General features: G+C 62.2%; 12 protein-coding genes. 11 read left to right on the forward strand and 1 reads right to left on the reverse strand.

The features are described 5' to 3' along the window. Positions 1-12 precede the first annotated feature (12 nt). The 10 genes from BM388_RS10295 to BM388_RS10335 all read left to right on the forward strand — a co-directional run bounded on the left by BM388_RS10295 (position 13) and on the right by BM388_RS10335 (position 9,786). Positions 13-1,476 carry a glyceraldehyde-3-phosphate dehydrogenase gene (locus tag BM388_RS10295; protein ID WP_089849804.1) on the forward strand — a complete coding sequence of 488 codons (1,464 nt, stop codon included), beginning with the start codon at positions 13-15 and terminating at the stop codon, positions 1,474-1,476. Between the two features lie 366 nt (positions 1,477-1,842). Next, positions 1,843-3,192, forward strand: coding sequence for a Na(+)-translocating NADH-quinone reductase subunit A (locus BM388_RS10300; protein ID WP_089849807.1), 1,350 nt, complete (start codon positions 1,843-1,845; stop codon positions 3,190-3,192). Continuing rightward, a complete protein-coding gene (locus BM388_RS10305; RefSeq protein WP_089849810.1) occupies positions 3,192-4,418 on the forward strand; it encodes an NADH:ubiquinone reductase (Na(+)-transporting) subunit B in 1,227 nt (408 codons plus the stop codon). Before BM388_RS10300 ends, BM388_RS10305 begins: the two co-directional genes overlap by 1 nt. After that, positions 4,418-5,239, forward strand: coding sequence for a Na(+)-translocating NADH-quinone reductase subunit C (locus BM388_RS10310; protein ID WP_089849813.1), 822 nt, complete (start codon positions 4,418-4,420; stop codon positions 5,237-5,239). The genes BM388_RS10305 and BM388_RS10310 overlap by 1 nt, the downstream gene beginning before the upstream one ends. Positions 5,240-5,241: 2 nt before the next feature. Next, positions 5,242-5,910: an NADH:ubiquinone reductase (Na(+)-transporting) subunit D gene (locus tag BM388_RS10315; RefSeq protein WP_089849815.1), complete on the forward strand. Its 669-nt coding sequence runs from the start codon at positions 5,242-5,244 to the stop codon at positions 5,908-5,910. A 1-nt stretch (position 5,911) separates the two neighbouring features. Further along, positions 5,912-6,529 carry an NADH:ubiquinone reductase (Na(+)-transporting) subunit E gene (gene nqrE, locus BM388_RS10320; protein WP_071945613.1) on the forward strand — a complete coding sequence of 206 codons (618 nt, stop codon included), beginning with the start codon at positions 5,912-5,914 and terminating at the stop codon, positions 6,527-6,529. 69 nt (positions 6,530-6,598) lie between these two features. Beyond that, positions 6,599-7,831: an NADH:ubiquinone reductase (Na(+)-transporting) subunit F gene (gene nqrF / locus BM388_RS10325; protein ID WP_089849818.1), complete on the forward strand. Its 1,233-nt coding sequence runs from the start codon at positions 6,599-6,601 to the stop codon at positions 7,829-7,831. 237 nt (positions 7,832-8,068) lie between these two features. Next, positions 8,069-8,323 carry a (Na+)-NQR maturation NqrM gene (gene nqrM / locus BM388_RS10330; protein ID WP_089849821.1) on the forward strand — a complete coding sequence of 85 codons (255 nt, stop codon included), beginning with the start codon at positions 8,069-8,071 and terminating at the stop codon, positions 8,321-8,323. A gap of 115 nt (positions 8,324-8,438) precedes the next feature. Then, positions 8,439-8,642 (forward strand): hypothetical protein, encoded by a 204-nt coding sequence (locus BM388_RS17585; protein ID WP_139233924.1) that lies wholly within the window; start codon positions 8,439-8,441, stop codon positions 8,640-8,642. A gap of 121 nt (positions 8,643-8,763) precedes the next feature. Beyond that, positions 8,764-9,786, forward strand: coding sequence for an NAD-dependent epimerase (locus BM388_RS10335; RefSeq protein ID WP_089849823.1), 1,023 nt, complete (start codon positions 8,764-8,766; stop codon positions 9,784-9,786). A gap of 105 nt (positions 9,787-9,891) precedes the next feature. Here BM388_RS10335 and BM388_RS10340 read toward each other — a convergent pair whose 3' ends face one another. Continuing rightward, positions 9,892-10,074, reverse strand: a complete 183-nt coding sequence (locus tag BM388_RS10340) for a hypothetical protein (RefSeq protein ID WP_089849826.1) — start codon at positions 10,072-10,074, stop codon at positions 9,892-9,894. 67 nt (positions 10,075-10,141) lie between these two features. Here BM388_RS10340 and BM388_RS10345 point away from each other — a divergent pair, with 67 nt between their 5' ends. Then, on the forward strand, positions 10,142-10,426 hold the full coding sequence (locus BM388_RS10345; RefSeq protein WP_089849829.1) for a transposase: 285 nt from the start codon (positions 10,142-10,144) through the stop codon (positions 10,424-10,426). The last annotated feature ends 7 nt before the right edge of the window (positions 10,427-10,433 follow it).

A 10,433-nucleotide genomic window follows, 5' to 3' on the forward strand; every position in this document is an offset into this window, starting at 1 on the left:
GAGAGGCCAGCCGTGAGCCAGCAGTCCCCCGATACCGTCTTCCAGGAATGGCACGACAACCAGGCGATCGCCGAACAGATGATCCCGATGATCGGCAGCCTCTATCGCCACAACAACGTGGTCGTGACCATGTTCGGGCGCTCGCTGTTCAACCGCAGCGTGATCCGCATCCTCAAGGATCATCGCTTCGTGCGTAAGGTCGAGGGCACCGAACTCTCTGTGCAGGATACCTTCCCGCTGGTCAAGGCGATGATGGACCTGAACCTGGGGCCGGCTCATGTCGACGTGGGCAAGCTGGGCGTGGCCTTCAAGCGCCAGGGCGGCGGCGACGCCGAGGCCTTCCTGCGCGATCAGCTGGGCGAGATCGTCGACGCCCACGACCCGGACGCCGGCAACGGCGAGCCCAAGGACGTGGTGCTCTACGGCTTCGGCCGCATCGGCCGCATCCTCGCGCGGGTGCTGGTCGAGAAGGCCGGCGGCGGTAACCTGCTGCGCCTGCGCGCCATCGTGGTGCGCGGCCGCGGCGACATCGCCAAGGATCTCGAGAAGCGGGCAAGCCTGCTGCGTCGCGACTCGGTTCACGGCCCGTTCGATGGCACCATCAGCGTCGACGTCGAGTCGCGGACCCTGATCGCCAACGGCAACGCCATCAAGGTGATCTACGCTGACTCGCCGGCCGAGGTCGACTACACCGCCCACGGTATCGACAATGCCGTGGTGGTCGACAACACCGGTATCTGGCGCGATGCCGAGGGCCTGGGCCAGCACCTCGCGTGCAAGGGCGTGGCCAAGGCGCTGTTGACCGCCCCGGGCAAGGGCGACGTCAAGAACATCGTCTACGGTATCAACCACCAGGACATCAGCGACGAGGATCGCATCATCTCCGCGGCTTCCTGCACTACCAACGCCATCGTGCCGGTGCTCAAGGTGCTCAACGATGAGTTTGGCGTCGAGCACGGCCACGTGGAGACCGTGCACTCCTACACCAACGACCAGAACCTGATCGACAACTACCACAAGGGCGATCGTCGCGGTCGCAGCGCCCCGCTCAACATGGTGCTCACCGAGACCGGTGCCGCCAAGGCCGTGGCCAAGGCGCTGCCCGAGTTCGACGGCAAGTTGACCGGCAACGCCATCCGCGTGCCGACCCCCAACGTCTCCATGGCGATCCTCAACCTGCGCCTGGACAAGGAGACTGACGCCGAGACGCTGAATAACTTCCTGCGCCGCATGTCGCTCGATTCGCCCTACCAGAAGCAGATCGACTTCGTCGACTCGCCGGAGGTGGTCTCCACCGACTTCGTGGGCAACCGTCACGCCGGCATCGTCGATGCCAAGGCGACCATCGCCAACGGCAAGAATGCCGTGCTCTATGTCTGGTACGACAACGAGTTCGGCTACAGCTGCCAGGTGATCCGCATCCTGCAGCAGGTCTCCAACGTGCACTTCCTCAAGCTGCCCCGCGCCCAGGCCTGATACCCTTCGGGCAGCGCAAGGCATCCAAGCACCGAGCCGCCAAGCTGACTCGGGACGGGCGGCAGGTGCTGAGCTGGAATGAGCCCCCGCTGGATCAAGCATCCAGCGGGGGCTTTGCGTTGACGGCAGCGGCGGCGGACATGAGGCGCCGCGCGGCCTGCAACACCGCCGCTCCGTGCGTTGCAGCGCGCCTTGCGACCTAAGGGCAGGTGGTCATCCCTGGCGCTTGTCTTTATAATACTGTGGATTTTTCGGGGTGGTTCGAGCGACCCTCGAGCCTGTCTGGTAACGTACTGAAAACAGAAGAATTCGAATCCATTCGAACCCCCTTTCTTCATCTATCCGATCCATCAACTGGGCGAGACTATGATCGAAGTCAAGAAAGGCCTGGATCTCCCCATCGCGGGGACACCGGAGGAGCGTATCGAGGATGCGCGGCCGGTGCGCCATGTGGCCGTCCTGGGCACCGACTACGTCGGCATGAAGCCGACCATGGAGGTCCGTGAGGGAGACAGGGTCAAGCTTGGCCAGCTGCTCTTCACCGACAAGAAGATCGATGGCGTCCGCTTCACGGCCCCCGCGGCCGGTGAAGTCGTCGCCATCAACCGCGGCGAGAAGCGCAAGCTGCTGTCGGTCGTGATCAAGGTCGACGAGACCGAGGAAGCGGTCGAGTTCACCGCCCACGGCCGCGACAAGCTGGAGAGCCTGGAGCGTCAAGCCGTGGTCGACCAGCTGGTCGAGTCTGGGCTGTGGACGGCGCTGCGCACGCGTCCCTTCTCGCGCACGCCGGCCATCGACGGCACGCCGACTGATATCTTCGTCACCGCCATCGATACTCATCCGCTGTCCACCGATCCTGCCGCCATCATCAATGAACAGGCCGAGGCCTTCGAGGATGGCCTGAAGGTGCTGGCCCACCTCACCGAGGGGCAGGTCTATCTGTGCACGGCGCCCGAAGCGCGTGTGCCGGGTGGCGATCTCAAGGGCGTGCAGCAGGAGACCTTCGCCGGCCCGCACCCGGCCGGTCTCGTCGGGACGCACATCCACCATCTCTCGCCCGTTGCTCTGCACAAGCGTGTCTGGCACATCGGCTATCAGGACGTCATCGCCTTCGGCAAGCTGTTCGCCGAGGGTAAGCTCGACGTCAAGCGCGTGATCGCCGTGGGTGGCCCGCGCGCCGAGAATCCTCGCCTGCTGCGCACCCGCCTCGGGGCAAGCACCGAGGAACTGCTGGACGGTGAAGTCGTCGAACCTAACGGAACCCGCGTGATTTCCGGTTCGGTGTTCTCAGGATTCACCGCCGAGGGAAGTCTCTGCTATCTGGGACGCTTCCACCATCAGATCAGCCTGCTCGAGGAAGGCAACAAGCGCATCTTCATGGGCTGGATGTCGCCTGGCGCTAACCGCCACTCGGTACTGGGCATCTACATCTCGAAGATCAAGGGCCTGAGCAGCTACGCGCCGACCACCTCGACCAACGGCTCCGAGCGCGCCATGGTGCCGGTGGGGGCGTATGAAAAGGTAATGCCGCTGGACATCCTGCCCACCCAGCTGCTGCGCACGCTGATCGTCGGCGATATCGAGACGGGAATGTCACTGGGCTGCCTGGAGCTGGATGAAGAGGACCTGGCGCTGTGCACCTATGTGTGCCCCGGCAAGTATGAGTACGGTCCCATCCTGCGTGACAATCTCACCATGATCGAGAAAGAGGCCTGATGATGGCTATCCGACAGACACTCGATAATCTCGAGCCGCACTTCCACAAGGGTGGCAAGTACGAGAAGTTCTATCCCCTCTACGAGGCGGTGGACACTATCTTCTACACGCCGCCGAGCGTGGCCAAGACCACCTCGCACGTGCGCGACGGGATCGATCTCAAGCGCATCATGATCACCGTCTGGCTGTGCACCTTCCCGGCGATGTTCTTCGGTATGTGGAACGCCGGCTGGCAGGCCAACCTGGCCATCGCCGACGGCTTCGGAGCCCCGACGGGCCTGCGCGAGGCGATCGTCACGACGCTGACTACGGGTCACGATCCCGGCAGCCTGTGGGCCAACCTGGTGCTCGGCGCCACCTACTTCCTGCCCATCTACCTGGTGACCTTCGTGGTCGGCGGTTTCTGGGAGGTGTTGTTCGCCATCAAGCGTGGCCACGAGGTCAACGAGGGCTTCTTCGTCACCTCCGTGCTCTTCGCTCTGATCCTGCCGGCCACCATCCCGCTATGGCAGGTGGCGCTCGGCATCACCTTCGGCGTGGTGATCGGCAAGGAGATATTCGGCGGCACCGGCAAGAACTTCCTCAACCCGGCGCTGACCGGTCGTGCCTTCCTCTACTTCGCCTATCCGGCACAGATCTCCGGTGATTCGGTATGGGTGGCGGCCGATGGCTACACCGGCGCCACGGCGCTTTCCATTGCCTTCCAGGATGGCATGTCGGCGCTCTCCAGCCAGTTCAGCTGGGCGGACGCCTTCCTGGGCTTCGTTCCGGGCTCGGTGGGTGAGGTCTCGACCCTGGCCATCCTGATCGGCGCCGTGGTGCTGCTGTGGACCCGGATCGCCTCCTGGCGGATCATGCTCGGCGTGTTCTTGGGCATGGTGGCGACCAGTGCGCTGTTTAATCTGATCGGCTCCGACACCAACGCGATGTTCGCCATGCCCTGGTACTGGCACCTGGTGGTCGGCGGTTTCGCCTTCGGCATGGTCTTCATGGCCACCGATCCGGTCTCCGCCTCGATGACCAACCAGGGGCGCCTGATCTTCGGTGCCCTGATCGGTGTCATGACCGTGCTGATTCGCGTCGTCAACCCGGCGTTCCCCGAAGGCATCATGCTGGCGATCCTGTTCGCCAACCTGTTCGCCCCGCTGATCGACCACTTCTTTGTACAGGCCAACATCAAGCGCCGCCTGCAGCGCACCGGTGTGCCGGCCGAGGAGACTGCCTGATGGCACAGAGCAACAACTCCATCAAGAAGATCCTGACGGTGGCGTTCGCACTTTGTATCGTGTGTTCGATCATCGTCTCCACCGCCGCTGTGGCGCTGCGCTCCAAGCAGCAGCTCAACCAGGAGCTCGACCGCAAGTCGAACATCCTGGCCGTGGCCGACCTCTATGAGCCGGGCATGGACATCGAGGAAGCCTACAGCGAGCAGATCACGCCGCGGGTCGTCGACCTGAACAGCGGCGAGTATTCCGACGAGTATGATCCGCAGAGCTACGACAGCTTCCAGGCAGCCAAGGATCCGGCCCAGTCCCGCACGCTGTCCGGCGAGAAGGACATCGCCGGCCTGTCGCGGCTGGAGAACCAGAGCACCGTCTACTTGGTGGGCGATCCGGACGACCCCCAGCAGCTGATCCTGCCGATTCGCGGCCAGGGGCTGTGGGGCCTGATGCGCGGGTACCTCTCCGTGCAGGGTGATGGCAACACCATCAACGGGATCACCTACTACTCGCACTCCGAGACGCCCGGTCTGGGCGGCGAGGTGGATAACCCGCGCTGGAAGGCCCAGTGGGAAGGCAAGGAGATCTTTGCCGAAGACGATAGCGTGCAGCCGGACATTCTGCTCGTGAAGGGTAATGCCAGCGGCGAGACCGAAGTCGATGCGCTGTCCGGGGCGACCCTGACCAGCAAGGGCGTCACTAACATGCTGCATTTCTGGCTCAGCCCGCAGGGCTTCGGCGAGTACCTGGCCAAGTTCCGCAAGGACATCTCCCCGTCCGAGGTTCAGGGAATGGCCACCGCGTCCGACGACACTGAAGGAGCCTGATCATGTCTGCCCCGACTCCCAAGGGCGTCCTGACGACGCCCATCTTCAAGAACAACCCCATCGCCCTGCAGATCCTGGGGATCTGCTCGGCGCTGGCGGTAACCAGCAGCATGAGCGTGTCGCTGGTCATGGCCATGGCGGTGATCTTCGTAACGGCGCTGTCGAACCTGTTCGTCTCGCTGCTGCGCCATCAGATCCCGTCGGCCATCCGCATCATCGTGCAGATGACCATCATCGCCTCGCTGGTCATCGTGGTGGATCAGATTCTCAAGGCCTACGCCTATGAGATGTCCAAGCAGCTCTCGGTCTTCGTCGGCCTGATCATCACCAACTGCATCGTGATGGGGCGTGCCGAAGGCTTCGCCATGCAGAATCCGCCGATGCTGAGCTTCCTCGACGGCATCGGCAACGGCCTGGGTTACGGCTTCATCCTGATGGTGGTGAGCTTCTTCCGCGAGCTGCTCGGCTCAGGCAGCGTCTTCGGCTTCACCGTGCTGCAGCCCGTTCAGGATGGCGGCTGGTACGTGCCCAACGGCCTGCTGCTGCTGCCGCCCTCGGCGTTCTTCATCATCGGCCTGATCATCTGGGTGCTGCGCGCCCTCAATCCGGAGCAGGTCGAGGAGAACGAGTTCACCATGAAGGCCAACACCCAGCCGAAGGAGGCCGTGTAACATGGAACATTATCTTAGCCTGTTCGTCGCCTCGGTCTTCGTCGAGAACATGGCCCTGGCCTTCTTCCTGGGCATGTGTACCTTCCTGGCGGTGTCCAAGAAGGTCTCCTCGGCGATTGGCCTGGGCATCGCGGTCATCGTGGTGCTGACCGTCACCGTGCCGGTGAACAACCTGGTCTATACCTTCCTGCTCAAGGAAGGGGCCCTGACCTGGACCGGCATCAGCGGCGCCGAGAACATCGATCTCTCCTTCCTGGGTCTGCTCTCCTACATCGGCGTCATCGCCGCGCTGGTGCAGATCATGGAGATGTTCCTCGACAAGTACGTGCCGGCGCTCTATAACGCCCTGGGCGTCTTCCTGCCGCTGATCACCGTGAACTGCGCGATCCTCGGCGGCGTGCTGTTCATGGTCGAGCGCAGCTACAACTTCGGCGAATCCGTGGTCTACGGCCTGGGTGCGGGTACCGGTTGGGCACTGGCGATCACGGCCCTGGCCGGGATCCGCGAGAAGCTCAAGTACAGCGACGTGCCGGCCTCGCTTCAGGGGCTGGGCATCACCTTCATCACGGTGGGCCTGATGTCGCTGGGCTTCATGTCCTTCTCCGGCATCCAGCTCTGAGACGGCTCGTTCCTGCCGGCGGCGGCGTCGCCGCCGGTGACCAGGCAACGCAAGCAATAGGAAACCGACATGGTTGATACATCAGTCATCTTGTTGGGTGTGGTCATGTTCACCGTGATCATCATCGGTCTGACCGGGGTGATCCTGGCCGCACGCAGCAGGCTCGTCAGCACCGGGGACGTGACCATTGAGGTCAACGGCGACCCCCAGCACACCCTGACCACCCAGGCCGGCGGCAAGCTGCTCAACACCCTGGCGGCCAACGGCATCTTTCTCTCCTCCGCCTGCGGCGGCGGCGGCTCCTGTGCCCAGTGCAAGTGTCGCGTCGATGAGGGCGGCGGCTCCATCCTGCCCACTGAGGAGTCGCACTTCACCCTGCGCGAGAAGAAGGAGGGTTGGCGTCTCTCCTGCCAGGTGCCCGTGAAGCAGGACATGAAGATCGAGGTGCCGGAAGAGGTCTTCGGCGTCCAGAAGTGGGAATGCGAGGTCATCGAGAACCCCAACGTGGCGACCTTCATCAAGGAGCTCAACCTCAAGCTTCCCGAAGGTGAGGAAGTGGGCTTCCGTGCCGGCGGCTACGTGCAGCTGGTGGCGCCGCCCTACGATATCAAGTTCTCGGACTTCGATATCGAGGAAGAGTACCGTGGCGACTGGGAGAAGTTTGGCCTGTTCAACATCTCCCACAAGAACAACGAGGAAATCATCCGCGCCTACTCCATGGCGAACTATCCGGAAGAGAAGGGCATCCTCAAGTTCAACATCCGCATCGCCACGCCGCCACCCAACACCGATCACCCGCCGGGCCTGATGTCCACTTATGTCTTCGCGCTGAAGCCGGGTGACAAGGTCACCGTGATGGGGCCGTTCGGCGAGTTCTTCGCCAAGGATACCGATGCCGAGATGATCTTCATCGGCGGCGGTGCGGGCATGGCGCCGATGCGCAGCCACATCTTTGACCAGCTCAAGCGTCTCCAGAGCGATCGCAAGATCAGCTTCTGGTACGGCGCGCGCTCCTGGCGCGAGACCTTCTACAACGAAGAGTACGACCAGCTCGCCGAGGAGTTCCCGAACTTCGAGTGGCACCTGGCACTCTCCGATCCGCAGCCGGAGGACAACTGGGAAGGGCCGACCGGCTTCATCCATAACGTCCTCTACGAGAACTACCTCAAGGACCACCCGGCCCCCGAGGACTGCGAGTACTACATGTGCGGACCGCCCATGATGAACGCCTCAGTGATTAAACTGCTGGTGGACATGGGCGTCGAGCCAGAGAACATCCTGCTGGACGATTTCGGCGGCTGATCTCGCTCGCCATGCGGCACTTCGCTAAGCAGCACCCCGGGCCGGCCGAGAGGCCGGCCCTTTGCATCGGGGCCTTGCGGCGATCACTAGTCTCCGTTCCCCGCTTCTGCCGCCCGACATGACGATCGCCTCCGGTCGTCATGTCAGGCACCAGAAGGCGACATCATGGACCTCATGCGGTCTCATGCTGTCACACTGCAAGATGCCAAGCCCGTTTCGCTCTTAAGGAGACTCGACATGACCCTTTTTCTGATGGTATTTGCCTTCATGCTGTTGATCGTCGCCGCCATGGCCATCGGCGTAATCATGGGGCGCAAGCCCATCGCCGGCACCTGCGGTGGCCTCAACCAGCTCGGACTCAAGGAAGGGTGCGATGTCTGCGGTGGCAAGGACGAGGTCTGCGAGGAGGAGAATCGCAAGCGTAGCAGTGCCCGTCGCCGCAGCGACGAAAGTCGCGGGGCCGACCTGGGGTACGACGCGACCCGGCGGTGAAGCCATAGTGGGTATGGAGCTCCCCTAGAACGTCCCGCGTTGAAAGATACCGCCCGGATACAGAATACGGGTGATTGCTGCGCGGTTGCTCGAGCTTATCTTTCTCTAAAGCTTCATGAACGTTGCTCTTCGCGAGTTCGGTGACCCAATCTCAGAGATTGTGCATATCGGTCTGGCAGCCATTCAGCAGATCGAAGCCAATAGCTCCAAGAACTTCAACACCACCATCTTCAACTATCCCACTATGGCCGAAGGCGACCGCGGCGACGCCCATAACGGTGTGGATCCGGATTCTAACTGTAGTGGGCACTTATCGTGAAGCAATCTACACTCCCGCAGGGTAGCGATAGTGCCGAAACGGCCATGGAGTACCCGATGCCACGTCGCCTAGTGTCTGTTTTCTATGCGGCTCCCGCTCTTCGAACCCGATAAGGACTTGCATGAAGATTCTCGTGACCGGTAGCGCTGGCTTTATCGGCTTTCACACGGCCAAGCGCCTGCTGGAGCGCGGCGACAGTGTGGTCGGCTTCGACGTGGTCAACGACTACTATGATCCGACCATCAAGGAAGCCCGTTTGACGATCCTCGAGGAGATCTCCAGGCGCACCGGTAGCGAGTATGTATTCGTGCGCGAGGATCTGGCCGATCCTCAGGCGGTCAACACAGCTTTCGAGACGCATCGGCCGGCGAGGGTGGTCCACTTGGCCGCCCAGGCGGGGGTGCGTTATTCGCTGGAGAATCCTCTTGCCTATGTGCAGAGCAATCTGGTGGCCTTCACCAATATCCTCGAAGCCTGCCGGCACCACCGGGTCGAGCATCTGACCTATGCCAGCACTAGCAGCGTCTATGGCGCCAACACCGGTATGCCTTTCTCGGAACACGACAGCGTCGACCACCCGCTGCAGTTCTATGCTGCCACTAAGAAGGCCAACGAGCTCATGGCGCACAGCTACAGTCATCTCTACCGCTTGCCAACCACCGGGCTGCGCTTTTTTACCGTCTATGGTCCCTGGGGCCGGCCGGATATGGCGCTGTTCCTGTTTACCAAGAAGATCCTGGCCGGCGAGCCGATCCCGGTCTTCAACCACGGCCACCACACACGCGATTTCACCTATATCGACGACATCGTGGAGGGAGTGATCCGGGCCAGCGACGCTATCGCGACACCCAACCCCGACTGGCGCAGCGACAATCCCGATCCGGCCACCAGCAACGCCCCGTACCGGCTATTCAATATCGGCAACAACGACCCGGTGAAGCTTTCGGCCTATATCGAGGCCATCGAGGACGCGCTGGGCAAGGAAGCGATCAAGGAGCTTCTGCCGCTGCAGCCGGGGGACGTGCCGGATACCTATGCCGATAGCAGCGAGCTGGAAAAGACCGTGGGCTACAAGCCCGCGACGCCGGTAAAGCAGGGAGTGGCACGGTTTATTGACTGGTATCGGTTTTTTTATAAGGTCTAGATCGGATAAGCCGCAGGTGAAACCGGCGTTACAACGGCTGTAACTTCACGGTGCTACGTCGCTTTTCCGGCGGCGGTCTCAATACCAAGTGGAATACGTGGCCCATCAGATCGGCTTGCCCGGCTGGATCAAGGCCAGCGTGGACTTCCGCTCACGCGCCCAAAAGAACATCGCCTTGCTGGTCAGCTCGGGGCCGTTATCACAGACAATCGAGGTAGGAAGCGAGCGCTGTTGCGCGACCTCGTCCAGGAACCTGGCCAAGCGACGCCCAGAAATGGACGCATCCATCTGAAGTGGTCCCTGAAATTCGGACCAGGCGCTAAGCTCTGATCAGACCGACCAGGAGACCCTGATCATGAGCAAGACACGTCGGCAGTACAGCAGCGAGTTCAAGGCCAAGGTGGCCCTCGCCGCGCTGAAGGGCGACGAGACAACCTCGGCGCTGGCCGCTCGCTTCGAGATCCATCCGTCCATGGTGAGCCAGTGGAAGCGTGAGCTACTCGATAACGCTGCCGGTCTCTTCGAGGGTAGCAGCGGCAAGGCAGCGCAGAAGAACCAGGAGGAGGTCGATACGCTCTACCGCGAGATCGGTAAGTTGACGGTGGAACGGGATTTTTTATCACGCAGGCTCGAGCGTTGAGCCGGGC

Origin of the sequence: Halomonas saccharevitans, from assembly GCF_900116405.1 — a bacterium.
In the GTDB taxonomy this organism is placed as follows: domain Bacteria; phylum Pseudomonadota; class Gammaproteobacteria; order Pseudomonadales; family Halomonadaceae; genus Halomonas; species Halomonas saccharevitans.

Excerpts from the sequence above, each read along its gene's own strand:
- BM388_RS10300 (WP_089849807.1), top strand. The coding sequence starts at position 1,843 with ATGATCGAAGTCAAGAAAGGCCTGGATCTCCCCATCGCGGGGACACCG.
- BM388_RS10305 (WP_089849810.1), top strand. The coding sequence starts at position 3,192 with ATGATGGCTATCCGACAGACACTCGATAATCTCGAGCCGCACTTCCAC.
- BM388_RS10310 (WP_089849813.1), top strand. The coding sequence starts at position 4,418 with ATGGCACAGAGCAACAACTCCATCAAGAAGATCCTGACGGTGGCGTTC.
- BM388_RS10315 (WP_089849815.1), top strand. The coding sequence starts at position 5,242 with ATGTCTGCCCCGACTCCCAAGGGCGTCCTGACGACGCCCATCTTCAAG.
- nqrE (WP_071945613.1), top strand. The coding sequence starts at position 5,912 with ATGGAACATTATCTTAGCCTGTTCGTCGCCTCGGTCTTCGTCGAGAAC.
- nqrF (WP_089849818.1), top strand. The coding sequence starts at position 6,599 with ATGGTTGATACATCAGTCATCTTGTTGGGTGTGGTCATGTTCACCGTG.
- nqrM (WP_089849821.1), top strand. The coding sequence starts at position 8,069 with ATGACCCTTTTTCTGATGGTATTTGCCTTCATGCTGTTGATCGTCGCC.
- BM388_RS17585 (WP_139233924.1), top strand. The coding sequence starts at position 8,439 with ATGAACGTTGCTCTTCGCGAGTTCGGTGACCCAATCTCAGAGATTGTG.
- BM388_RS10335 (WP_089849823.1), top strand. The coding sequence starts at position 8,764 with ATGAAGATTCTCGTGACCGGTAGCGCTGGCTTTATCGGCTTTCACACG.
- BM388_RS10340 (WP_089849826.1), bottom strand. The coding sequence starts at position 10,074 with ATGGATGCGTCCATTTCTGGGCGTCGCTTGGCCAGGTTCCTGGACGAG.
- BM388_RS10345 (WP_089849829.1), top strand. The coding sequence starts at position 10,142 with ATGAGCAAGACACGTCGGCAGTACAGCAGCGAGTTCAAGGCCAAGGTG.